Consider the following 24,509-nt stretch of genomic DNA (forward strand, 5'->3'; position numbering starts at 1 on the left):
GCCCGAGCCGCCGGAACCGCTGAGGTTGCCGGAATCGATCGCCCCGGCGCGACCGGAAAACTCGACGGAAGATGTCGGGATTCCCGGTTAGCGTCGGGGCATGCCTCAGAACATCGTCATCACGGGCGCCCGTGAGAACAATCTCCAGGACGTGTCACTCACCATCCCCAAGGGAAGGATCACGGTCTTCACCGGGGTGTCGGGGTCCGGCAAGTCGTCGATCGTCTTCGACACCGTCGCCGTGGAGTCGCAGCGCCAGCTCAACGAGACGTTCACCTCGTTCATCAGGAGCTTCCTGCCGAAGTACGAGCGCCCCCAGGTCGACTCGATCGACGATCTCTCGGTGGCGGTGGTCGTGGACCAGAAACCGATCGGCGGCAATGTGCGCTCCACGGTCGGCACGATGACCGATATCTACTCGGTGATCCGGGTGCTGTTCTCCCGCCATGGCACACCGAGCGCCGGCGCCGCGACGGCGTACTCCTTCAACGATCCCTCGGGGATGTGCGCCGTCTGTGACGGTGTGGGCCGGGTGGTCAGGCTCGACATCGACCGGGCGATCGACTGGACGAAGTCGCTCGACGAGGGCGCGCTGCTGCTGCCCGGACTCTCGGTGGGGAGCTGGGAGTGGAGTCTGTACGCCGACTCCGGCCACTTCGACCGGTCCAGACCGATCGGTGAGTACACCGACGAGGAGCGTGAACTGCTGCTGCACGGAGGGGACTTCAAGGTCCGTCTGGAGCTGAGGTCCGGCTCCGTGGATGTGAAGTTCGAGGGCATAGTCAGCCGCTTCACCCGGCTCTTCCTCAAGCGTGACACCGCCGGTCTCTCCGAGAAGCGCCGGGAGACGGCGGCCCGCTTCACCGTGGAGCGGCTCTGTGAGGCCTGCGGGGGAGCCAGGCTCAACGAGGCCGCGCTCGCGACCCGGATCGGCGGGCTGAACATCGCCGACTACACCGGGATGGAGGTCAGCGATCTGGTGGAGGTGCTGGGCCGGATCGACGATCCCGTGGCCACCCCGCTCGCGGCCGCCGCCCGGGAACGGCTGGAGCGGCTGGTGGGGATCGGGCTCGGCTATCTCAGTCTGGACCGGGAGACCAGCACGCTCTCGGGCGGTGAGGGCCAGCGGCTCAAGGTGGTGCGCCATCTGGGGAGTTCACTGACCGGTCTCACCTTCATCTTCGACGAGCCGAGCGTGGGCCTGCATCCGCGAGATGTCGGCCGGCTGAACGATCTGCTGATCCGGCTGCGCGACAAGGGCAATACGGTGCTGGTGGTGGAGCACGACCCGGATGTGATGGCGATCGCGGACCATGTGGTCGACATGGGTCCGAGAGCGGGCACCGAGGGCGGCCACGCGGTGTACGAGGGGCCGGTGGCACTGCTCAAGGAGGCCGATACGCTCACCGGCCGCTGTCTGCGCCGCCGTACCCCCCTGAAGGAGGCGTTCCGTACGCCGGACGGCTGGCTTCCGGTGACCGGGGCGGCCCTGCACAATCTGAAGGGCGTCGACGTACGGTTCCCGACCGGGGTGCTCACGGCGGTGACCGGGGTCGCGGGCTCCGGGAAGTCGAGTCTGGTCTCCGGTGTCCTCACCACGGCGTACCCGGAGACGATCGTCATCGACCAGGGCGCGATCACCGCTTCGTCCCGCTCCACACCGGCGTCCTATCTCGGGATCATGGACACCATCCGGAAGATCTTCGCCAAGGAGAACGGGGTCCAGCCGGGGCTGTTCAGCTTCAACTCCTCCGGCGCGTGCGCGGAGTGCTCGGGGCGCGGGCTGATCTACACCGATCTGGCCTTCATGGATCCGGTGACGACGACCTGTCATGTCTGCGAGGGACGGCGCTTCCACGACGAGGTGCTCGGACACCGGGTGAGGGGCCGCTCGATCGTCGACGTACTCGATATGACGGCGGCGGTGGCGATGGAGTTCTTCGAGGACAGGACACTGCTGCGGAAGCTGCGGACCCTCAATGACGTCGGGCTCACCTATCTGACGCTCGGCCAGCCGCTCAGCTCGCTCTCCGGAGGGGAGCGGCAGCGCATCAAACTCGCCACCCAGCTGCACCGTACGGGCAGTGTGTACATCCTGGACGAGCCCACCACCGGACTGCACATGGCGGATGTGGACACCCTTGTCGCGCTGCTGGACCGGCTGGTCGACGCGGGGAACTCGGTGATCTGCGTCGAGCACAACATGGATGTGGTCAAGAGCGCCGACTGGGTGATCGACCTCGGTCCCGACGGCGGCAAGCACGGCGGTGAGATCGTCTTCGAGGGCACGCCACGGCTGCTGGTCGAGCACCCGACATCGTTCACCGCCGAGTATCTGAGGCGGGATCTGGGGCGGGATCAGGAACGGGATCCGGGGCAGGCGCGGGGGCGGGATCAGGGGCGGGCCCGGGAGATGTGAGCGGCGCGGGTGACGGCGGGCCCGCCCGTACCGACGGGCATTTCGCCCGCTCCCGCGCGGCGGGTCATGATGGACGGCGCCCTTCCCCACGAGGAGCGGAACCTCTCATGATGGGCGGCGTCCCTGTCCCCACCGACCTGGAGATTCGCCCGTGCCCAGCAGGAAAGCCCTGATCCGACGTCCGAGCCCGCGCCTCGCCGAGGGTCTGGTCACCCATCTCGCGCGCGAGCCCGTCGACACCGCTCTCGCGCTCGCGCAGTGGGAGCGGTACGCGCGGACGCTGCGCGAGCACGGCTGGGAGACCTTCGAGGTGGCGCCGGCCGACGACTGTCCTGACGGGGTGTTCGTCGAGGACGCCGTCGTGATGTTCCGGAACGTCGCGCTCATCACCCGGCCCGGCGCCCCCTCACGCCGGCCCGAGACACCCGCGGTGGAGGAGGAACTGGCCCGGCTCGGCTGCTCGGTGAACCGGGTGCGCGAGCCGGGCACGCTCGACGGGGGCGATGTCCTCAAGGCCGGTGACACGGTCTACGTCGGCCTGGGCGGCAGGACGAACGCGGCGGGGGCACGGCAGTTGCGCGCCGCCTTCGAACCGCTCGGGGCGCGGGTGGTCGCCGTACCGGTGAGCAAGGTGCTCCATCTCAAGTCCGCGGTGACCGCGCTGCCGGACGGCACGGTCGTCGGCCATGAGCCGCTGGTCGACACGCCCGCCCTCTTCCCGCGTTTTCTGCCCGTGCCGGAGGAGCACGGCGGGCATGTGGTGCTGCTCGGCGGCGGAAAGCTGCTGATGGCGGCGAGCGCGCCCGCAACGGCGGAGCTGTTCGCGAAACTGGGCTATGAGCCCGTACCGGTCGACATCAGTGAGTTCGAGAAACTCGAAGGGTGTGTGACCTGTCTCTCCGTACGCCTGCGCGACCTGCACACATGACCGGGCGTAACGGTCAATCCCGTGGCACGCACAAGGCTTCCATCGCTGTGCGTGAGGGGATTCGGGTGCCGCGGGCTTGGCCTCCGGCTTACTACGGCTTTAACCTACGGTGTCGTAACCTACGAACCCGTAGGTAAAACATCTCCCGTCCCCCAGGAGCACCCGTGACACTCGTCTCTCCCCACCTCGGCCGTTCGGACGCGTGGACCGACGCCCGACTGCTGTACGCGCTGGAAGAGGTGGTGGAGAAGGAACTCAACCGTCATCTCAAGGTCGCCAAGGACTGGATGCCGCACGAGTACGTTCCCTGGACGGACGGCCGCAACTTCCCCGGGATATTCGAGGATGGCGAGGCCTGGGAGCCCGAGCAGTCGAAGGTCACCGAGATCGGCAAGATCGCGCTCGTGGTGAATCTGCTGACCGAGGACAACCTCCCCAGCTACCACCACGAGATCGCCAGCCTCTTCGGCCGCGACGGAGCCTGGGGCACCTGGGTGCACCGCTGGACGGCGGAGGAGGGCCGGCACGGCATCGTGCTGCGTGACTATCTGCTCGCCTCGCGGGCCGTCGACCCGGACAAGCTGGAGCAGTTCCGGATGGCACACATGTCGGAGGGCTTCGAGTCCGACAACCGCCACTCGATGCTGCACTCCGTCGCGTATGTGGCCTTCCAGGAGCTGGCCACCCGGGTCTCGCACCGCAACACCGGGCATCAGTCGGGCGACCCGGTCTGCGACCGGCTGCTGGCGCGGATCGCCACCGACGAGAATCTGCACATGGTCTTCTACCGCAATCTGCTGGGCGCCGCCTTCGAGATCGCGCCGGATCTCACCATGCAGGCCGTACGTGATGTGGTGGTGAACTTCCGGATGCCGGGACACGGTATGCCGGGCTTCGAGCGGTCCGCCGCGCAGATGGCCATCGGCGAGATCTACAACATGCGGATCCACCACGACGACGTGCTCCAGCCGGTGCTGCGCTTCCTCAAGGTGCTGGACGTCGACGGGCTGGGTCCGGAGGGGCTCCGGGCACAGGAGGAGCTCGGCCTGTACATGGGCGGGCTGAACAGCGAGGCGGACAAGTTCGACGAGAAGCTCGCCGCCCGCAAGGCACGGATGGCCGCGCGCGCCGCCGGCTGAGCCAGGCACGGTGAGCGGTGCGCGGCGGGCGGTGCGCGGCGGGCCGCACTCGGCGGGCTGAGCGCCGGCCCCCGTCGCACACCGCTCATCCAGGCTTCATCCGGCCTACCGTCGTACGTGTTTTCGGGTATTCGGGGAAGTGTTCCCCGATCCTCGCAAACGCCTCGTACGCTGGGCCGGATGAAGCCTGTCACGCGCCTCTTCCTCATCGGCGCGCCCATCGTCGTGACCGCCGCCGTGATCCTGGGAGCCGGCGACGACACCGAAGTGCTCGCCGACCATCCGCCGTCCTACGCCGGGCGGAGCGGCGCGCCCAATCCGCTGGCGCCCGGGGCGCTGGAGAACGAGGAAGAGGTACGGGAGCGCATCGACAGCATGCCCCCCGGCCTCGCGGCTCCGGAGAAGAAGGAGATCGCCGCGCGGCTCGTGGCCAGCGCGGAGAGCTCCACCCTCGACTGGCGGAGCCTGTACGGCGCCATCGAGGACTTCCACGACGGCAACGGGTACACGGCCGGGATCATCGGCTTCTGCTCGGGCACCAACGACATGCTGCAACTCGTCGAGTCGTACACCAGGAGCCACCCGGACAATCCGCTCGCGTCGTATCTCCCCGCGCTGCGCGCCGTGGACGGCACCGACTCGCACGAGGGGCTCGACCCCGGCTTCCGGGACGCCTGGGCGAAGGCCGCGCGATCCCCGGACTTCCGCGCGGCGCAGGAGGCGGCCCGCGACCGGATCTACTTCGAGCCGGCCGTCCAGCTCGCCAAACTGGACGGACTCGGCACGCTCGGGCAGTTCATCTACTACGACGCGATGGTGCTGCACGGCCCGGGTGTCGACGCGCACGGCTTCTACGGCATCCGCCAGGCGGCGCTGAAGCGGGCGAAGTCCCCGGACCGGGGCGGTGACGAGAAGGCGTATCTGAACGCCTTCCTGGACAGCGGCCGCTCGGTGATCAAGGCCGGGCTCATCACCACGCAGCGCGACTCGTCCCGTATCGACACCGCTCAGCGGAACTTCCTGCGGGACGGCAATATGACGCTCGACCCGCCGCTGAGCTGGCAGATGTACGGAGAGACCTTCCGGATCGCGGCACACTGAGGTCCGCCGGGCGTGGGGGCCGCACCGGCCGCAGGCCGGCCCGGCCGCACCGCGACCGGGTCAGTTTCCCGGGGTACGACGGAGCTTCTGGCGTTCCTTCTCGGAGAGTCCGCCCCAGACGCCGAACCGCTCGTCGTTGGCGAGGGCGTACTGAAGGCAGGCCTCACGGCCCTCGCACGCGCCGCAGAGCCGCTTCGCCTCACGGGTGGAGGATCCGGGGGCGGGGAAGAAGAAATCGGGACCGGTCTGGGCGCACAACGCGCTCTCCTGCCAGGAGAGTTCGTGCTCGGTGCTCTGGGACGTTGCGGTCACGCGGGTGGCGATGTCGGTGATGTTGATCGGCATACCCGACAGCCTGCCGGGCCGCGATAAACGGTTGCTTGACGAAGCGTCAATGGCTTTGCGACACCGGCGTGTCGGCGTCGGCGTGTCGGCGCCGCTGAAGGGACCCGTACCGGCGGAGGGACCCATTCCGGTGAACGGATCCGCGTACGGGCGGGGCCGTCAGGTGTCCTGGTCCACTCCCTGCATCAGCGCGAAACGCGCTCCGTAGGGATCCGTGAGCTTGGCGAACCGGCCCACGCCCTCGATGTCGGTCGGCGCGACCCTGACCGTACCGCCCAGCTTTCCGGCCGTCGCGACGGCCGCGTCACAGTCCGTCACCGCGAAATAGATCTGCCAGTGCGGTCCGTCGCCGGCCTCCGCCGGATCGGAGCCGAGCGTGACGAAGCCGCCGAACATGGCCTCCGGGCCCCGGCCCGCCGGGTGCATCATCCGGTACGTACCACTGCCGTCGGGCATCGGCATACTGGTGGTCCCCCAGCCGAAGACCGAGCTGTAGAAGGTGTACGCGGCGCCCTCGTCCGGTGTGTACAGCTCGCACCAGCAGAGGCCGCCCGGCTCGTCGACGATGTCGAGGCCCTTGGTCGAGCCCGGCTGCCAGACCGCGAACCGCGCGCCGACGGAGTCGGTGAAAACGGCCGTCCTGCCGGTCTCCATGACGTCCATGGGCCCCAGCAGAACGGAACCGCCCGCCTGATGCACGGCCTTGGCCGTCGCCTCCGCGTCGGGCGTACGGAAGAACAGGAACCAGTCCGTCGGCCCCTTGTCGACCGGCATGGGCAGGGCGGCGGCCGCGGTCCTGCCGCCCAGCTGGAACAGACCGTAGCCGCCGGTGTCGGGACCCGTGGACACGAAGGTCCAGCCGAACAGCCCGTGGTAGAAGGCGGTGGCGCCCTCGATGTCGGGAGTGCTGAGCTCGGCCCAGACCGGGGATCCGGGGGCGAAAGGACTGGTGAGCATGGCGCACTCCTTCATGGGGACCCCTTCCATGGGATCCCGCCGCTCTCCCCGCGAGTCTCCCCCGGCGGAGGGCGCGCCGCAGACCGTGTCCCGCCGGTCGGCGGCAGGAGACCGCACGACCGTGCGTTCAGTACAGTGGGGAGATGAGCGCATCCATGGGCGGGCGGACGGCCGGACACGTGGACGGACGGGTCGAGCGCGGCAATCACACCCGGCGGCTGGTGCTCGACCGGACGATGGACATCGCCTCGGTGGAAGGGCTGGAAGGGCTCTCCCTCGGCCGTATCGCCACCGAGCTGAAGCTGAGCAAGAGCGGTGTCTTCGCGCTCTTCGGTTCCAAGGAGGAGCTTCAGCTCGCGACGGTCCGGGCGGCCCTCGACGTCTACAGCGAGCGTGTCGTCCGGCCGGCCCGTGAGCTGAGCCCCGGTACCGCCCGGGTGTGGGCGCTGTGCCGCAACTGGCTGACGTACTCGGCGGACCGTGTCTTCACCGGCGGGTGCTTCTTCTACGCGGTCTCGGCGGAGTTCGACGCGCGCGGCGGACCGGTGCACGACGCGATCGCCGCGGCGCGTGACGAGTGGGTCGGCTATGTGGAGCGCACCGTCGACAAGGCGCGGCGCGCGGGCGGTTTCGTCGCGGAACTGGACGTACCGCAGCTCGCCTTCGAGATCATCGCGCTGATGGAGGCGGCCAACGCCCAGTCGGTGCTGCATGGCGACACGGTCGCCTACGAGCGGGCCGGCCGGGGCATTCTGTACCGTCTGCGCGCCGCGGCAACCGATCCGGACTCCTTGCCGGAGGCCTCTGACCTCACCGCCCTGCGAGGGCCTGGACCGACGCCGGTGGCGACCCCGCCGCCGGTGCCGGCACCGGCCCGGACGAGGACCCGGGCGCCGGACCGGGCATCGGCTCGGACAGCGGCCCCGGCGCGGGCCTCAGAGAACGGCTGAGCCGGGGCGGGGACCGGCGGCGGACCCCTCCGACGCGGACCCCTCCGACGCGGACCGTGACCCTGATCCTGGTCCTGGCCCCGGCCCTGGCTGTTCCGAGCGTACGAAGTCCACGGCGGCGGCGACCACTTCGGGGTCGCCGAGGATCCGCCGGTGACCCAGCCCCCGGGTGACCACCAGCCGGACACCGGCTCCCCCGTCCGGACGCCCTCCGTACGCCTGGACGAGCGCTCTGGCCTGGCCCAGCGGCACCATGTCGTCGTCCTCGTCGTGGAAGAGCAGGACGTCGGCGTCGATCTCCTCGGGCCGGTAGGTGGCGTCGAGGCGGCGCCAGATGTCCGGCTCACCCCGGAACAGGGTCCGCTCCGCATGGCCGCGCAGTTCCCCGATGATCCGCTCGCGCAGACCGAGCCTGGCGCGGAACCCCTCCAGCGCGTGGCCGAACTCGGCGACCCCGCCGATCGCGATCACCCTGCGTGCCTCGACACCGTCGCGCAGCGCGAAGAATGTCGCGAGCACCCCGAAGGAGTGCGCGACGACGGCTTCGAACCGGCCGTACTCCGCGTGCGACTGCCTTATGGCCTCGCGGAGTTCGAGGACCGTCACGCCCCGTCCCGCCGAGTCGCCATGCCCCGGGGCGTCGAAGGAGACCGGGCTGTAACCCAGTTCGCACAGCGCGGTGACGAAGCGCGAGAAGCGCGAGGCGCGCGAGGACCAGCCGTGTACGAGCAGCACCGGCCGTGTGCCGTCGCCCCAGCGGTAGGTGACGACGGACGTGCCGTTGACCGTGATCCGTCCGGTGCGGGCGGCGGCGAGCACATCGAGCTCGTCGGGGCGCGGTCTGCTGCGGCCCGCGGGGCGGCGGAAGACGGCGAAGGCGGCACGTCCGGCCAGACGGGGGGCGAGATACGAGGTGGTGTTCAGGACGGTGCGAAGAAGCGCAGCCGTGGGTGCCATTGCCCGGATCTCCTTGGTCGGCCGGCGGAATGGAAAGATTTTAGCACGACCGTTCGTTTAGTTTAGGATGGTTTCCGTCTCGCTCCCCGCCGACCGGCGGCCCGTGCCGGACGTGGGAGCATATGACCCGGTCGGGACGGGTCGTCCGGACCGGTCGAGCGGGGCGGACGGAGTGGCGCCATGAAGGGTGCGGGGGTCGCGCCGGATCACGATCCGGTGCCCGCGGGCAGAAGGGCGAGGGCCGCGCTCGACGCGGCGGAGCGGCTGCTGGACACCGCGCGGCGACTGCTCGACGACCACACCCGTGCCGTCACCGCCATACGCGAGGCCTTCGGTCCGCTCCAGCGGGAGCTGATGGAGACCGAGTTGAGGGCGATCCCGGTGTCCCGGCTGCGGGACGTCACCGCGGGCAGGTTACGGCTCGGCGCCCTCGAACAGGCGGGGTTCACCTCCGTGCACGAGGTGTACGAAGCGGGCAGGCACACGCTGCGCCAGGTGCCCGGGGTCGGGGCCCATACCGCCGGCCAGGCGGTGGCGGCGGCCACCAGGATCGCCGAGGCCGTCGGCGAGACCGTGTCCGTACGGATCGATGTCGACCACCCCGAACCGCGGACCACCGCGCTGGTCGTCGCCCTGCACCGGCTGGTCGAGGCCGGCCCCGGGCTGCGGCGCGCGCATGACACCGCGGAGCGGCTCGCCACGGAGCTGCGCGCGCTGCTGCCGCAGGCGGCTCCCGCACGCGGCCGGCTGCGGCTGGCCCTGTCGGGACGGGACGGCAGGGCACGGGCGCTCGGCGCGGTGGGCCGGATCCGGCGGCTGCTGGACGAGGCGGCGGAGGCGGAAGTACCGCTGCTGTTCGCACAGATGTCGGTGGATCTGCTGCGGGAGCCGGCCTCGGAGATCGAGGCCTGGGTCGACTTCGAGCTGCGCTCGGCCGACTACTACGGCGTGCTGGCGCAGACGGCGGGCGGGACCCCCGATGCCGCCGCCGCCGAGGGCTTCATGCCGTCCGAGATCGCCGGGCGGGTACGGGCCCAGCCGCTGGACGACACCCGGCTGCGGGTGTCGCTGCGCGGCTATCAGTCGTTCGGGGCGCGATTCGCGCTGGTCCAGCGCCGGGTGATCATCGGCGATGAGATGGGGCTTGGCAAGACCGTCCAGGCCATCGCCGCGCTCGCGCATCTCGCTGCCCGGGGCGGTACGCACTTCCTGGTGGTCTGCCCGAGCAGTGTCCTGATCAACTGGACCCGGGAGATCGGCTCCCGGAGCACACTGCGGGCGATCCCTGTGCACGGCCCGGAGCGGCAGGAGGCGTTCACGGAGTGGCGCGAGCGCGGCGGGGTCGCGGTCACCACCTTCGACTCGCTGCACACACTGCCGTTGCTGCGAGCCGGCGAGGGGCCCGGGGACAGGACCGGCACGCTTCGGGACGAGCCGCGCATGCTCGTCGTCGACGAGGCCCACTATGTGAAGAACCCGGACACCCGCAGATCCCGCGCCATGTCCGACTGGGCCGAACACGCCGGTCATGTGCTGTTTCTGACGGGCACTCCGATGGAGAACCGCGTGGCGGAGTTCCGCAGTCTGATCCGGCGTCTCCAGCCCGAACTGGCCCCGGCCGTCCAGGGCGCCGACGCGGTCGTGGGCGCGCACGCCTTCCGCCGCGCGGTCGCCCCGGCCTATCTGCGCCGTAACCAGCAGGACGTCCTCGCCGAGCTGCCCGCGCTGGTGCGGGTGGACGAGTGGGAGGAGCTGAGCGCCGGGGATCTGGCGGCCTACCGCACGGCGGTGGCCGACGCGCACTTCATGCGGATGCGCCGGGCGGCGTACGCGCGGCCGGAGACCTCGGCCAAGCTGGGCCGGCTGCGGGAGCTGGTCGCCGAGGCCGCGGGGAACGAACTGAAGGTCGTGGTCTTCTCGTACTTCCGCGAGGTGCTGACCGCGGTTCACCAGGCGCTGGGCGAGGGCGTGTTCGGGCCGCTCTCCGGCGATGTGCCGGCGGACCGCCGTCAGCGGATCGTGGACCGCTTCGGCGCGGTCCCGGGGCACGCGGTGCTGCTGAGCCAGATCCAGGCGGGCGGTGTCGGGCTGAACATGCAGGCCGCGTCGGTCGTCATCCTCTGCGAGCCCCAGGTCAAACCGACCCTGGAGCATCAGGCGGTGGCCCGCGCGCACCGGATGGGCCAGATCCGTCCGGTCCAGGTGCACCGGCTGCTCGCGGTCGACAGTGTGGACCAGCGTCTGCTGGACATCCTCGCCGACAAGGACCGCCTCTTCGACGCCTATGCCCGGCGCAGCGAGATGGCCGACGCCACACCCGACGCGATCGATGTCGCGGACCGGGACATCGCCCGCCGGATCGTGGAGGAGGAACAGCTACGACTGGCGGGCGGAGCGGATGCGGCGGGCGGACCGGTTGGACCGGTTGGACCGGGCGGCGGCAGCTCGTAGGACCGGCCCGGCGGGGGTCGCCGCCCGGCCGGCGGCGCTACAGGAGGTCGCCCGGCTGATCCGCGTAGATCTCGCGCAGCAGATCGACGGCGGGGTGGTGGTCCGTGAACTCGGTACCGTCGATCGCCGTGATGGCGCGCACCCCGATGGCGGCGTTGGTCGCGAACGCCGCGTGCAGCGATCCGGCGTCCGCGAGCGCGACCGGGGCGACGCGGTGCTTGTGGGCGTCCTGGAGAAGCCGCATCGTCACCCCGGCGAGCTGGACGGCATCCGGCCAGACGACCGTGTCACCGTCGAAGAAGCCGATGTTCCAGGTGACACCCTCGGAGACATACGCCTGACCGTCCACGAAGAGCGCGTCGTCGTATCCGGCGAGCCGGGCCGTACGGCGATGGCGCAGCGACGCGAAGAGCCCGACGCTCTTCACCTCGGGCGCGTCCCGGGTGTACGCGACGGAGCGCACCCGCAGCGGCGGCAGGGGCGCGGACGACGCCTGACGGTGTGTGACCAGGATGTGCGGGTCGCCGGTACGGTCGGGGCGCCCGATGTCGAGGGCCGGGTCGAACACCGTGACCCGTACCGTGGCCGCGCCACGCGCCGGGGTGACCCGGCGCACCAGCGTCTGTACCCGGTCGGGGTCCAGCTCCGCGCCGAACAGCGCCGTACAGTCCCGGCCGAGCCGGTCGAGATGCAGGGCCAGCCCGCGCACCCGTCCGTCGTCCACCCGGAGGGTGGTGAAGTGCCCGTAGTTGGTGAGCGCGAGGGCCGTGATCTCATCGAGGCCGACGGGCCGGCCGTTGAGTTCCGCCATGCGCCCAGGATGGCACCCGGGACGGCCGGGCAGGGCAGGCCGCCGCCCGTCCCGGGACGACGGCCTGCCGGAACATGCCCCCGGCCCCCGGCCCACGGAGGAGCGGGCGGCCGGGCAGGGCCTGTGCCGCGACCGGCACCAGGCCCTGTCCGCGGGGTCTAATGACCCGTGTGGTCCGCCGCGTCCTTGGCTCCCGCCGCGTCCTTGGCGTCCTCCGTGCTCTTGGCTCCCGCCGCTCCCTTGGCTCCCTCCGCGCCCATCGGATGGTCGGGGTGGTGCGGCTCGTACCCCGGGATCGTGCCGTCCGGCTTCTTGACCAGCAGCAGGCCCGCCATGCCCATGTCCGAGTGGCTCTGCACATGGCAGTGGTACATCCAGGCCCCCGCGCCCACGTGTTCACCCGCGAGGATCTGGAAGCCGAAGGAGTCCGCCGGACCGGTGATCTTGTTGTCGACCACCCGGCTGGGGTCGTCGGGGCCGGTCAGCAGGCCCGTCCGGTTGTCCGCCCAGCGATGCCCGTGGATATGGAACGTGTGGTAGAACTCGCCGTGCGTGATCATGATGATCTCGACCCGTTCCCCGACCGTCGCCTCGAAGTTGGGGGCCTCCGTACCGGACTTGTTGTTGATCGTCATGTCGTTGAAGACGATCGTGAACTGCTTGTCCGGCAGGATGTCGCCCTTCCTGCGGACGATCACCGGACCGTAGAGCCCCTTGCGGATACCGCCGGTGCCGTGGTCCGTACCGACCACATGGTCGTGGTAGTGCCAGTACCCCGCGCTGCCCGGCCGCCAGGTGCCGTCCGCGCGCTTGCCGGGTGTGTGCGTACGCCAGGTGTACGTACGGGTGCCGCCGGGCTCGACATGACTCCGGTTCATCCGGGTGCCGTCACTGGCTATGTCGTAGTCGACGCCGTGGACATGGAGGCTGGCCGCCACATCCGTGGTGTTCTCGAACTCGATATGGAGGGTGTCCCCCTCGGTCAGCTCGATCAGCGGACCCGGGACGGTCGCCTTGCCCTTCTCGAAGCCGTACCCCATCTGACCGTTCGGCAGAGTCTCGGCGTACAGCTTGAGATGGCGCACCTGGCCCCCGGCGGGGGCGGTCCTCGGCGGGGATTCCGCCGACGTCGCCGCGGGCGCGGAGGCGACCGACAACGATGTCACCCCCGTAGCCGCCACCGCGCCTCCCGCGAGCAGCCGCCGGTTGAAGCTCCGTCTGTCCATGGCCATACCGACTCCCCAGTGCCGTACGGAGATTTTCGGGGCACATGAGACCCCGGGGACGGCCACACGGTAGACCAGTGATCTACGTTTATCCACAGTCAGGACAAAGTTCGTTCGATTGCGGTGATACCTATTGGCGAGCCGCCGAAAGGGGTCTAGCTTCATTCGCTGTTGCTATGACCACAGAGGGGTGGGTGAACACATGCAGCGCGCACCACATCACCGGTCTAGATCCAGGCGCGGGATGGCCGCGGCCCTGGTGGCCGGCACGATGGCGGCGTCACTGCTCGGCGGCACCGCCGCATCGGCCAAGCCGTACCCGGAACCGGCTTCGACAACGTTGTCCCTTCCGTCACCTCCGGGCGGAAAGTCCGTCAAGGTCCTCGTCTTCCACGCCTCGGCCACCGAGGAATCCCCGGTCGTCAACGCCGGGATCGAGGCCATCGAGGCCATCGGTCTGTCGGGGCCCACGGCCGGCCGTTTCAAGACAGAGGCGACGGACGACGGTTCCGTCTTCACCAATGCGACCAAGCTGGGCAAATACAACGCGGTCGTCTTCCTCACCGGCGGCGGCGATGTGCTCGACCCCGAGCAGGAGGCCGGCCTGGAGTCCTATGTGGAAGCCGGTGGCGGTTTCCTCGGTATCCATGACGCGGCCCGCACGGAGCCGTACTCGGACTGGTTCACCGGACTGATCGGCGCCCGGCCCACCGGAGCTCCCACCAATGTGCAGCGCGCGACCGTCGAGGTCGGCGACCGTATCAATCCGGCCACCAAGAACCTTCCGCTGGAGTGGAAGCGGCCGGACAAGTGGTTCAACTGGTCGGCCAACCCCACCGGCAAGGTGCACACCGTCGCCCGCGTCAGGGAGGCCAGCTACCAGCCGGGCACCGGAGCCAACGGCGCGGACCATCCCATCTCCTGGTGCCGCGACTACGACGGCGGCCGGTCCTTCTACACCGGCATGGGCGGTACGCCCGAGTCGTACGCCGAGACCGACTTCCGCGACCATCTGCGCGGCGCCCTCCAGTGGACGACCCGGATCTCCCGGGCCGACTGCAAGGCGACGATCGACAGCAACTACCAGGCCGAGCGCGTCACCCAGCCGAACCAGGCGGGCCAGCAGGACCAGATCGGTGAGCCGCACGGACTGGTCGTGGCGCCCGACGGGCGGGTGCTCTACATCGGCCGGGGAGGTGGCGACAACGCCGCTCCCGTGGTGACCGACTGGAACAACCCGGAGATCGGCAAGGGCCTGGGCCAGATCCATGTCTACGACCCCGCGACGAGCAAGGTGACGCTCGCGGGCGCGCTGACGGTCTTCGGCAACAAGGGCGGCGGCGACGAGCTGGTCAAGGTCGAGGAGGGGCTGCTCGGTATCGAGCTGGACCCGAAGTTCGAGACCAACGGCTGGGTGTATCTGCACTACACCCCGCACTCGCAGCTCAACCGTGACACCCGGATGGCCGAACGCCGCGTCTCCCGCTTCACCCTGGACCTGGCGACCAACAAGCTGGACCTGGCCTCCGAGAAGGTCCTGCTGAAGTGGCCCGTACAGGTGAACAGCTGCTGCCACGCGGGCGGCGGTATGGCCTGGGACTCGAAGGGCAACCTCTACATCGCGACCGGCGACAACAACTCGTCCGGCTTCAGTGACGGTTACTCGGGCAACAACCCCCAGCCGAACTACAAGGGTGTCTCCTTCGCGGACGCGCGCCGCACGGCGGGCAACACCAACAATCTGAACGGGAAGATCCTCCGTATCCACCCGGAGCCCGACGGGACGTACACCCTGCCCACCGGGAACCTGTTCACCGGCGAGGAGATGGACGAGGGCGGCGGCAAGACCCGCGGCGAGATCTATGTGATGGGCGTGCGCAACACGGCGCGTATCTCCATCGACAAGAAGACCGACATCCTCTACGCGGGCTGGGTCGGCCCCGACGCGGGCTCGCCGAGCACCGTCTGGGGTCCGGCGAAGTACGACACGTTCTCCGCGATCACCAAGGCGGGCAACCACGGCTGGCCGTTCTGCATGGGCAACAACCAGCCCTACCGGGACCGCAATCTGCCCGACCCGTCCAAGCCGCTGGGCTGGTACAACTGCAACGCGCCCAAGAACGAGTCCCCCAACAACGACGGCCTGGTGAATCTGCCGCCCGTCACGCCCAACACCATCTGGTACTCGCCGCAGGGCGGCGCCCCCGACTACCCGCGGGACGCCAACGGCATCCCCAGCTACAAGCCGGCCGAGGCGAAGTATCTCCTCCCGTGGCTCAAGGGCGGCGGCCAGGCGACCATGGACGGCCCGGTCTACCGCTACGACGCGCAGAGCGCCAGCGCGGTCAAGTGGCCGGAGTACTGGGACGGCAAGTGGTTCGTCGGTGACTTCTACGACGCGACGGACAGCCCGCGCCACGCGGTGCTGACCGACCCCAAGACCGTCGGCAAGGGCGGTCTGCCGGTGCACGCCGAGACCCTGAAGAAGATCATCCCGGTCGGTCAGGGCGGTATCCGCAACCTCATGGACTGGAAGTTCGCCCCCGACGGCTCGCTCTATGTCCTCGACTACGGGCGCGGCTTCTTCACCTCCGACTCCCAGTCCGCGCTGTGGCGTGTGACCTACAAGGGCGGCGAGCCGACTCCGGCCGCCTCCGACCTGGCCAGGAAGGCGGCGCAGTGAGACCTCGATCCCATCGTTCCCTCCTCAGGTACCGCCCGCTCAGAGTGTGGACGGCCCTGGTGGGCGCGTTCCTGATGGTGCTGGGTCTGACGTCGACAGCGGCGTACGGCAGGCCCTTCGACCCCAGGGGCGACGGAAAGACGGCCGCCGCGGCACAGGTGCTGACCTGGACGGCCGGTGACCCCATCGACCGCTATCTCAGCTTCCCGACCACCGCGCTGGCCGGCCCGACCACGATCGTCTTCGAGAACAGCCAGGCCACCGGCAACACCACCGGGATGCCGCACACGCTGACCTTCGATGTGTCGGATCCCGAGTACAACAACGATGTCGCCGTGAACATCCTGGCCAATCCGAGTGACGCCAACGGCGGCAAGTACACGGCCGAGGTGCGGCTCACCCCGGGCAAGTACCGCTTCCACTGCTCCATCCCGGGGCACGGCCAGATGACCGGTGTGCTCACCGTGACCGAGGTCGGCCCGGGGGACACCACCGCGCCCACGACCAATGCGACGGTGGCGGGACAGCAGAACGCCGACGGCGCCTATGTCGGGTCCGCGACGGTGTCGGTGACGGCGACCGACGAGGGCTCCGGTGTGGCGACGACCGAGTACGCGGTCGGGGCCGACGGGCCGTGGCAGCCGTACACCGCTCCGGTGGTGGTCGACCAGGTCGGCAGCCATACGATCCGGTACCGGGCCACCGACCAGTCGGGGAACGTGGCCGCCGAGAAGTCCGTCGGCTTCACCGTCGTGCCCCCGCCGACCGATGACACGGCCCCGCCGGAGACCTCGGCGACCGTGAGCGGCGAGCAGGACGACGCGGGCGACTATCTGTCGATGGCCACGGTCACCGTCACCGCCTCGGACACCGGCTCGGGCGTCAACACCATCGAGTACGCGCTCGGCGCCGACGGCGCATGGCAGGCGTACACCGCGCCGGTGATGGTGCATCAGGTCGGCACGCACAAGGTCCGCTACCGCGCGACCGACAAGGCGGGCAACGCGGCGGCCGAGAAGTCCGTCGACTTCACCGTCGTGGAGCCGCCGGCCCAGGACAACACGGCGCCGGTGACCTCGGCGGCCGTGACCGGTGAGAAGAACGCCAACGGCGCCTTCATCACCAGCGCCAAGGTGACGGTCACCGCGACCGACGCCGAGTCCGGTGTCGACAAGACCGAGTACTCCCTCGACGGCGGTCCGTATCTCGCGTACACGGCCCCCGTCATCGTCGACCGGGTCGGGTATCACACGTTCGCGCACCGCGCGACCGACAAGGCGGGCAACACCTCGCAGGCCAAGCAGGTGTCGTTCACCATCGCGCAGGGCGGCGGCGTTCCCGCGCCCAACTGCCCCGAGTACGACGAGCGGCTGACGGTCATCGTCGGCACGGTCGACTCGGGCGTGCCGAACCGGCTGACCCGTAGCCGCTGCACCGTCAACGAGCTGATCGAGGACGAGCGGGAGTGGACCTCGCAGGCCCTCTTCCTCAAGCATGTCGACACCGTGCTCGACAAGCTGCTCGCCGACAACGTCATCGACCAGCGCGAGTTCAACAAGATCACCAAGGCCGCCAAGCAGTCCAAGATCGGCAAGCCCGGCCAGACCGAGGGCTACCGCGATCTCTTCGACGGCACGGCGGCTTCGCTCGCCAAGTGGGAGCAGGTGGGCGGCGGCGAGTTCGCGCTCACCGACGACGGTGCGATCAAGAGCAGCACCACGGTCGACGGCATGGGCATGCTGTGGTTCCCGGAGCGCAAGTACGGCGACTTCTCGCTGAAGCTCCAGTTCCGTGACGACGCCCCGGGCAACGGCAACGCCAACGGCGGTGTCTTCGTCCGCTTCCCGAACGTCCACGGTCACCCGGAGGAGTCCCGGCCCGAGTGGGTCGCCATCAACTACGGGCACGAGGTCCAGATCCTCGACCGTCCGGACGGCGACATGTACAAGACCGGCTCGCTCTACGGCTTCGACCGGGTGGGTCTGGGCGGCGCGGGCGTCACCCCGAAGGGCACCTGGAACGACTACGAGATCCGGGTGGTCGACCAGCACTACACGATCCTGCGCAACGGTGTCGTGATCAACGAGTTCGACAATCTGGGCGGGCAGACGTTCACCCCGCCGCGCGCCGGTGACCCGGGCACGGACGGCCGGCGGTACGCCACCGGTTATGTCGGGCTCCAGGTCCACAGCACGACGGACGTGATCTCGTACCGCAGCATCCGGATCAAGGAGCTGTAGCCGGGACGGCCGGGGCGGTTCGCCGCTCGCGGTCCGATGTGTCCGTGATGTGTTCTGGTGTTCAGCGCTGTGCCCCCTCTCCCGGGATTCCGGGGGAGGGGGCACAGCCCTTCACTCCCCCGGGTCCTTCCGGCGGGCCCTGCTCGGCTGGACGCGCTTCGGCTCTCCCGGCATCTTCGGATAGTCCGGCGGGTACGGCACGTCCCCGAGCCCCTGGTCCTGTTCCTGACGCTCGGCCAGCTCCAGCAGACCCTCCAGACCGAACGCCTGCTCCGCCATCGGCGCGTGCACATCACCCGCCTCGGCGAAGCGTGCCGGCATGGTCGCCACATCGAAGTCGTCCGGTGCGACCTCGTCCAGCTCGGCCCAGCGCAGCGGCGCGGAGACCGGGGCGCCAGGGCGGGGGCGTACGGAGTAGGCGGAGGCGATGGTGCGGTCGCGGGCGGTCTGGTTGTAGTCGACGAAGATGCGCTCGCCGCGCTCCTCCTTCCACCAGGCGGTGGTCACCCGTCCCGGCATCCGCCTCTCCAGCTCACGGCCGATGGTGATGGCGCAGCGGCGCACCTCGGTGAAGGTCCAGCGCGGTTCGATGGGGATGAAGACATGCAGACCACGGCCACCCGATGTCTTGGGCCAGCCGTGCAGCCCCTGCTCCTCCAGAAAGCCGTGCAGCTCATGGGCGGCTCTGACCGCGTCCTTGAAGTCCGTGCCCGGCTGCGGGTCCAGATCGATCCGCAGTTCGTCGGGGTGATCGGTGCTGCCCCTCCGTACCGGCCAGGGGTGGAAGGTGAGACAGCCGAGATTGGCCGCCCAGAGCACGGCGGCGACCTCCGTGGGACAGATCTCGTCGGCCGAACGGCCGCTCGGGAACTCGATACGGGCCGTGGGGATCCAGTCGGGCAGATTCTTCGGCGCCCGCTTCTGGAAGAAGGACTCGCCCCCGACACCCTCCGGGTAGCGCTCCAGAGTGGTCGGCCGGTCCCGCAGCGCGCGCAGGATCCCCGGACCCACGGCCAGGTAGTAGCGCGCGACATCGAGCTTGGTGAAACCGCGCTCGGGAAAGTACACCTTGTCCGGGCTGGACAGCCGTACGGTCCTGCCGTCCGCCTCCAGCTCCATCGCCGCTCCCATGGGGGCCACGCTAGGCCGGGCACGGACGGACCGCATATCGGCCGGAGCGGATATCCGGCAGGCCCGTCGCCCGGCAGGCGGTACTTCACGGGGAGCGCATATCGGGCGGAGCGTCATGTTCCCGAGCAGAATCAGGTCATGGATCTGCCGGTGATGCCTCCCGTGAAGCCCATGCTCGCCAAGTCCGTGGCCCGTATCCCGCCGGGGATGCAGTACGAGGCCAAGTGGGACGGCTTCCGGGCGATCGTCCACCGTGACGGCGACGAGGTGGTGATCGGCAGCAGAACGGGGAAGCCGCTCACCCGCTACTTTCCCGAACTGGTCACGGTCCTGCGCGAGGAGTTGCCCGACCGCTGTGTGGTGGACGGCGAGATCGTCATCGTCCATGGGGACCGGCTCGACTTCGACCGGCTCACCGAGCGCATCCATCCGGCGAAGTCCCGGGTGGACATGCTCGCCGAGCGTACGCCGGCGAGCTTCGTCGCCTTCGATCTGCTGGCCCTCGGTGACGCCTCGCTGCTCGACACCCCGCTGGTACGGCGCAGGGAGGCGCTGGAGGCCGCGCTGACCGGTGTCCGTCCTCCGGTCCATCTCGCGCCCGCCACCACCGACACCGCACTGGCCGGGCGGTGGTTCGAGCAGTACGAGGGCGCCGGGCTCGACGGGGTGATCGCCAAGCCCCTCGATCTCCTCTACCGGCCGGACGCCCGGCTGATGTACAAGATCAAGCACGAGCGGACGGCGGACGCGGTCGTCGCCGGATACCGGCTCCACAAGAGCGGTCCCGTGGTCGGTTCGCTGCTCCTGGGGCTGTACGACTCCGAGGGCGCCCTCCAGCACGTGGGCGTCTGCGCCGCGTTCCCGATGAAGCGCCGCGCGGAGCTGATCGAGGAGCTGGCGCCGCTGCGGATGGAGTCGGCGGCGGGCCACCCCTGGGCGGCCTGGGCCGACGAGTCCGCCCATGAGAGCGCACGGCTGCCTGGCGCGCCGAGCCGCTGGTCGGGTACGAAGGACCTGTCATGGCTGGCGCTGCGGCCGGAGCGGGTGTGCGAGGTCGCGTACGACCATATGGAGGGCAACCGGTTCCGGCACACCGCGCGGTTCCGCAGATGGCGGCCGGACCGTACGCCGGAGAGCTGCACGTACGCGCAGTTGGAGGAACCGGTGCGGTACGACCTGGCGGAGGTGCTGGCACCGCGGTGACGTGGCGTCACTCCACGAAGGTGCCGTCCACATAGACCCAGGCGCCCTCGTGCCGGGCGAAGCGGCTTCGCTCGTGGAGAGAGCCCCGCGCGCCCCGGTGGGTGAAGCGGGCCCGGAAGGTGACGGTCCCGGTGGTGTGGAACGCGCTGCCGTCGGTCATGTCCAGGATCTCCAGACCGGTCCAGCGCACCGTGGGATCGAGATCGACGGCGGGGGGCCGGGTGGCGGGGTCCCAGCTCTTCAGCAGATACGGCTGGTCGCGTACGGCGAAGGCGCTGTAGCGGGAGCGCATCAGCAGTTCCGCCGTGGGCGCGGCGGCGGTTCCGGAGTGGTAGCGCCCGCAGCACGCGCCGTACGCGGCGGACAGTCCGCAGGGGCACGGCGAGGCGCCGGTGACGGCGGTACCGGTACCGGTACCGGTGGGGCCGGATCGGGCGGGGCGGGCGGATCGGTCGGGGCGTCGGGCCATGCCCCCATTCTCGCGGGCCGGACGCCCGCTTCTCACCCCGGCCCCACGCAGGTCCCGCCTACCCCCGCACCGGTCCCGCCCCGGTCCCGCACCGGCGCCACACAGGTCCCGCGCCGGTCTCACCCCGGCCTCACGCAGATCCCGCGCCGGTCTCACCCCGGTCTCACGCCGGTCCGAACCGGCGCCGGTACGCGCTCGGGGGCAGTCCCGTGCGCCGGCGGAGCTGCGCCCGCAGATTCGCCGCCGTACCCAGTCCGCTGATCCGCGCCACCCGGTCGAGCCGCAGCTCGCCCTCCTCCATCAGCCGGCAGGCCAGGGCCACCCGCCGCGCGGTGAGCCAGGCCAGCGGGGTGGTGCCCAGCTGGGTACGGAAGCGGCGGTGCAGCGTGGCCTGGCTGACCGCCGCCCGCGCCGCCAGGTCCGCCACGGTCAGCTCGGTGTCCAGCCGCTCCGCCGCCCAGTCGAGCAGCGGTCCGAGCGAGGTGTCGGGTACGGCGGGCAGCGGCTGCTCCACGAACTGCCGCTGCCCGCCGTCCCGGTGGAGCGCGAAGACCAGCCGGCGGCTGACCGCGACGGCCGCCCGCGCGCCGTGGTCCTGGCGGATCAGCTCCAGACAGGTGTCGAGCGCCGCCGCGCTGCCGGCCGCCGTGATGATGTCGCCGTCGTCGACGAACAGCACATCGGGATCGAGCCGTACGGCGGGGAAGCGGGCCGCGAACAGCTCGGCCCAGCGCCAGTGGGTGGTGGCCCGCCGTCCGTCGAGCACCCCGGCGGCGGCCAGGGTGAAGGAGCCGGTGCAGAAGCTGACCAGCCGGGCGCCGCGTGCGGCCGCCCCGCGTACGGCGTCCAGCACCGCGGGCGACGGATCGGTCTCCGGGTCGGGCCGGTTGGGCACGATCACGGTGTCGGCCCGGTCCACCGCGTCGAGCCCGAACACCCCGGAGAGCTGGAAGAACCCGGAGTGCATACGGACGGGGCCGGGCTCGGCGCACAGCTCGAAGTCGTACCATCGCCGGTCCAGCTCGGGGCGGGCGAGGCCGAAGAGTTCGGTGGCGACCCCCATCTCGAACGGATTGGAGCCGTCCGCGACGATCATCACCACCCGGTGCGAGGAATCTTGCGCCATATGCGATTCCTAGCACTCACGCTCCCCTCGCGCCAACGCCCATGATCGTCGTATGAGCACTGAACCCGCCGAAGCCCCCACCCCCGCAGAGCCCGCCGAGCACGCAGAGCCCGCCCCGCCCGCCGAACCGGTCGCGCTGTCCGAGGCACTCGCGTCCTTCGACGCGCTCTGGAGTCCGCGCATCGTGACCCGCGTCAACGACTACGACGTACGGGTCGCCAGGGTCGCCGGTGCACATATCTGGCACGTCCATGCCAACACGGACGAGTTCTTCCAGGTCATCGACGGGGAGCTGCTGATCGCACTGCGCGAGGAGGGCGGCGAGCGGACCGTGGCGCTGCCCCGCGGCTCGGTGTTCGTCGTACCGCGCGGCGTCTGGCACAAGCCGTCGTCCGCCGCGGGCGCGTCGCTGCTGCTCTTCGAGCCCAGCGGCACCCTGTCGGTCGGGGACCGGCACGACGACGTACCGGACCATATCGACGCCACGACCGGCCATGCCCTCTGAGCCGGCCATGCCCTCTGAGCGCCTCCGCCGCGTGGAGCCGCCGTACCGGTCTCAGCCCGCGAACGGCGTCCCCGGCACTCCCTGTCCGGCGTCCGGCAGCACCAGCAGTGAGCCGGAGAGCGGACGCGGGCGCGCGAGGCCCGTACGGGCCGAGGTGATGTAGAGATCCCGTAGCCCGGGACCGCCGAAGGCGCAGGCGGTGGGGCGCTGTACGGGCAGTTCGACGGTACGGTCCAGCTCGCCGCGCGGTGTGTACCGCCGGAGCTGGGCACCGTCCCACAGGGCCACCCAGACACAGCCGTCCGCGTCGACGGTGAGCCCGTCCGGGACGCCGGCTCCGCGTTCGACGGTGGCCAGGGTGGCCCTGTCCATGATCCGTTCGCCGTCGGTGCGGAACCGGTCGATACGGCGGGTCGCCGAATCGATGTAGTACATCGTCCGCCCGTCGGGGCTCCAGCCGGTGCCGTTGCCGACCGTCACCGTGAACGCCTCGGTGACCGTGCCGCCGGGTGCCACCCGGATCAGCGCGCCGCCCCCGTACCTCTCGTCGTACCGCATGCTCCCGGCCCAGAGCGAGCCGTCGGGGGCGACCGCCGCGTCATTGCCGCGGCGCCCGGGAACCGGATCGTGGACCAGCCAGGAGAAGGGCCGGGAGGGCTCAGGTCCGTAGAGCCCGATGCCGTCGCGGAGATTGACCACCAGACCGCCGCCGGCGCGCGGTTTCGCCGCGCCGGCGTGCTGTTCGGCGAGCATGACCGTCCGGCGGCCGTCGGCCGGATCGTAGGTGTGGACACGCGAGGAGAGGATGTCGACCCAGATCAGCCGGCCGGACGCGGGATCCCAGGTGGGTCCCTCACCGAGCAGGGCCGATTCCCGGACCGCGACGGCGGGACGCCGCTTCATGTCCGCCGCCCGCAGACCCGCCCCGGCGCCCTCATGCCCGCCCTCATTCCCGCCTCACACCCGTCCTCGGTGGCCGAGCCGTACGGAGAGCGTGCCCGCGCCCTTGGCCGCGAGCAGCGCCAGCTCCTCCTCGCGCTCGTCGCTCCAGCGGATCATCGGTACGGAGATGGAGAGGGCGGCGACGACCCGGCCCGTGCTGTCCCGTACCGGCGCGGCCACACAGCTCACATCGGGGTTGGACTCCCGGTGCTCGACCGCGACACCGCGCTCCCTGATCCCCGCCAGTTCGGCGCGCAGTTCATCCGGATCGGTCACGCTGGCGGGGGTCATGGCGGTGAACTCGTGCCCCGCGATACGCACTTCGAGCTCGTCCTCGGGCAGCGAGGCGAGCAGCATCTTGCCGACCGAGGTGCAGTGGGCGGGCAGTCTGCGGCCCGCCGCCGAGACCATACGGACCGCGTGGGTGGAGTCCACCTTCGCGATATAGATGACGTCGGTCTCCTCCAGGATCGCCACATGGACGGTCTCGTCGCAGGTCTCGGCGATCTCACGCGCGACCTGTCCGCCCTCGGCCGCGAGATCGAGCTTCTCCGCGTATCTGCTGCCGAGCTGATAGGTGCGCACATCGAGGCGGTAGCGGCCCGGTTCGCCGGGGACGGGCGCCAGATACGAGCGGGCCGCGAGGGTGGTGAGCAGTTCGTGCACGGTGGTACGCGGGAGTTGGAGCCTGCGGATCACCTCGGGGGCGGAGAGCGTGCCGTCCCCCTCCAGGAAGAGCTCCAGTATGTCCAGGGCCCGGGAAACCGCGGGGACCAGCCGTCCCATGGCCGACCACCCACCCCTCTTGTCCGGTGCTTCTCTTGTTCGGTACCTCGGCCACCGGCCGGAATGACGAACACAGGCTAACCGGTGCGCGCCCCATTGACACCCCTCGGAGTGCCTGAATACCGTCACGCCACGATTTC

The 24,509-nt window shown here is 70.2% G+C and carries 19 protein-coding genes and 1 pseudogene; 10 read left to right on the plus strand and 10 right to left on the minus strand.

From position 1 onward, the window contains the following. The first annotated feature begins 100 nt into the window (after positions 1-100). The 4 genes from OG214_RS05050 (at position 101) to OG214_RS05065 (ending at position 5,587) form a co-directional block, all read left to right on the plus strand. Positions 101-2,419 (plus strand): ATP-binding cassette domain-containing protein, encoded by a 2,319-nt coding sequence (locus tag OG214_RS05050; RefSeq protein ID WP_405983920.1) that lies wholly within the window; start codon positions 101-103, stop codon positions 2,417-2,419. A gap of 151 nt (positions 2,420-2,570) precedes the next feature. Further along, positions 2,571-3,347: a dimethylargininase gene (gene ddaH, locus OG214_RS05055; RefSeq protein WP_405983921.1), complete on the plus strand. Its 777-nt coding sequence runs from the start codon at positions 2,571-2,573 to the stop codon at positions 3,345-3,347. A 164-nt stretch (positions 3,348-3,511) separates the two neighbouring features. After that, entirely contained in the window at positions 3,512-4,486 is a 975-nt protein-coding gene (locus tag OG214_RS05060; RefSeq protein WP_405983922.1) for an acyl-ACP desaturase, read from the plus strand. Between the two features lie 180 nt (positions 4,487-4,666). Continuing rightward, positions 4,667-5,587, plus strand: a complete 921-nt coding sequence (locus OG214_RS05065; RefSeq protein WP_405983923.1) for a chitosanase — start codon at positions 4,667-4,669, stop codon at positions 5,585-5,587. Positions 5,588-5,647: 60 nt separating this feature from the next. Here the strand turns inward: OG214_RS05065 and OG214_RS05070 are convergent, their stop codons facing one another. Next, the gene (locus tag OG214_RS05070) at positions 5,648-5,932 is read right to left on the minus strand and encodes a WhiB family transcriptional regulator (protein WP_363084326.1); all 285 of its coding nucleotides are present in this window, start codon (positions 5,930-5,932) and stop codon (positions 5,648-5,650) included. A gap of 159 nt (positions 5,933-6,091) precedes the next feature. After that, positions 6,092-6,889 (minus strand): VOC family protein, encoded by a 798-nt coding sequence (locus OG214_RS05075; protein WP_363084325.1) that lies wholly within the window; start codon positions 6,887-6,889, stop codon positions 6,092-6,094. A 155-nt stretch (positions 6,890-7,044) separates the two neighbouring features. On the opposite strand from OG214_RS05075, the pseudogene OG214_RS05080 reads away from it, so the two are divergent. Next, a pseudogene (locus tag OG214_RS05080) lies at positions 7,045-7,686 on the plus strand (TetR/AcrR family transcriptional regulator); the annotation flags it as partial. A gap of 138 nt (positions 7,687-7,824) precedes the next feature. Here the strand turns inward: OG214_RS05080 and OG214_RS05085 are convergent. Next, positions 7,825-8,796: an alpha/beta fold hydrolase gene (locus OG214_RS05085; RefSeq protein WP_405983924.1), complete on the minus strand. Its 972-nt coding sequence runs from the start codon at positions 8,794-8,796 to the stop codon at positions 7,825-7,827. Positions 8,797-8,976: 180 nt separating this feature from the next. Here OG214_RS05085 and OG214_RS05090 point away from each other — a divergent pair, with 180 nt between their 5' ends. Further along, positions 8,977-11,247 (plus strand): DEAD/DEAH box helicase, encoded by a 2,271-nt coding sequence (locus tag OG214_RS05090; RefSeq protein ID WP_405983925.1) that lies wholly within the window; start codon positions 8,977-8,979, stop codon positions 11,245-11,247. A gap of 37 nt (positions 11,248-11,284) precedes the next feature. Here OG214_RS05090 and OG214_RS05095 read toward each other — a convergent pair whose 3' ends face one another. Then, positions 11,285-12,058, minus strand: a complete 774-nt coding sequence (locus OG214_RS05095; RefSeq protein WP_405983926.1) for an aminotransferase class IV family protein — start codon at positions 12,056-12,058, stop codon at positions 11,285-11,287. A gap of 158 nt (positions 12,059-12,216) precedes the next feature. Next, on the minus strand, positions 12,217-13,284 hold the full coding sequence (locus tag OG214_RS05100) for a multicopper oxidase domain-containing protein (RefSeq protein WP_363083657.1): 1,068 nt from the start codon (positions 13,282-13,284) through the stop codon (positions 12,217-12,219). 202 nt (positions 13,285-13,486) lie between these two features. Here OG214_RS05100 and OG214_RS05105 point away from each other — a divergent pair, with 202 nt between their 5' ends. Both OG214_RS05105 and OG214_RS05110 read left to right on the plus strand, forming a co-directional pair. Next, positions 13,487-15,967, plus strand: a complete 2,481-nt coding sequence (locus OG214_RS05105; RefSeq protein WP_405983927.1) for a ThuA domain-containing protein — start codon at positions 13,487-13,489, stop codon at positions 15,965-15,967. Between the two features lie 74 nt (positions 15,968-16,041). Then, on the plus strand, positions 16,042-18,207 hold the full coding sequence (locus OG214_RS05110; RefSeq protein WP_405987431.1) for an OmpL47-type beta-barrel domain-containing protein: 2,166 nt from the start codon (positions 16,042-16,044) through the stop codon (positions 18,205-18,207). Positions 18,208-18,318: 111 nt separating this feature from the next. On the opposite strand, the gene ligD is transcribed toward OG214_RS05110, so the two are convergent. After that, entirely contained in the window at positions 18,319-19,338 is a 1,020-nt protein-coding gene (ligD, locus tag OG214_RS05115) for a non-homologous end-joining DNA ligase (RefSeq protein WP_405983928.1), read from the minus strand. A gap of 138 nt (positions 19,339-19,476) precedes the next feature. Here ligD and OG214_RS05120 point away from each other — a divergent pair, with 138 nt between their 5' ends. Next, a complete protein-coding gene (locus OG214_RS05120; protein WP_405983929.1) occupies positions 19,477-20,541 on the plus strand; it encodes an ATP-dependent DNA ligase in 1,065 nt (354 codons plus the stop codon). A 7-nt stretch (positions 20,542-20,548) separates the two neighbouring features. On the opposite strand, the gene OG214_RS05125 is transcribed toward OG214_RS05120, so the two are convergent. Together OG214_RS05125 and OG214_RS05130 are read right to left on the minus strand one after the other, a co-directional pair. Beyond that, a complete protein-coding gene (locus OG214_RS05125) occupies positions 20,549-21,010 on the minus strand; it encodes a YchJ family protein (protein ID WP_405983930.1) in 462 nt (153 codons plus the stop codon). A gap of 163 nt (positions 21,011-21,173) precedes the next feature. Further along, positions 21,174-22,136 carry a helix-turn-helix domain-containing protein gene (locus OG214_RS05130; RefSeq protein ID WP_405983931.1) on the minus strand — a complete coding sequence of 321 codons (963 nt, stop codon included), beginning with the start codon at positions 22,134-22,136 and terminating at the stop codon, positions 21,174-21,176. A 52-nt stretch (positions 22,137-22,188) separates the two neighbouring features. Here OG214_RS05130 and OG214_RS05135 point away from each other — a divergent pair, with 52 nt between their 5' ends. After that, a complete protein-coding gene (locus OG214_RS05135; RefSeq protein ID WP_405983932.1) occupies positions 22,189-22,641 on the plus strand; it encodes a cupin domain-containing protein in 453 nt (150 codons plus the stop codon). A gap of 51 nt (positions 22,642-22,692) precedes the next feature. Here the strand turns inward: OG214_RS05135 and OG214_RS05140 are convergent, their stop codons facing one another. Together OG214_RS05140 and OG214_RS05145 are read right to left on the minus strand one after the other, a co-directional pair. Next, positions 22,693-23,544 carry an SMP-30/gluconolactonase/LRE family protein gene (locus tag OG214_RS05140; RefSeq protein WP_405983933.1) on the minus strand — a complete coding sequence of 284 codons (852 nt, stop codon included), beginning with the start codon at positions 23,542-23,544 and terminating at the stop codon, positions 22,693-22,695. 54 nt (positions 23,545-23,598) lie between these two features. Then, positions 23,599-24,369 carry an IclR family transcriptional regulator gene (locus OG214_RS05145; protein WP_363083265.1) on the minus strand — a complete coding sequence of 257 codons (771 nt, stop codon included), beginning with the start codon at positions 24,367-24,369 and terminating at the stop codon, positions 23,599-23,601. Between the last annotated feature and the right edge of the window lie 140 nt (positions 24,370-24,509).

It is taken from the genome of Streptomyces sp. NBC_00872, assembly GCF_045161915.1.
Classification (GTDB): domain Bacteria; phylum Actinomycetota; class Actinomycetes; order Streptomycetales; family Streptomycetaceae; genus Streptomyces.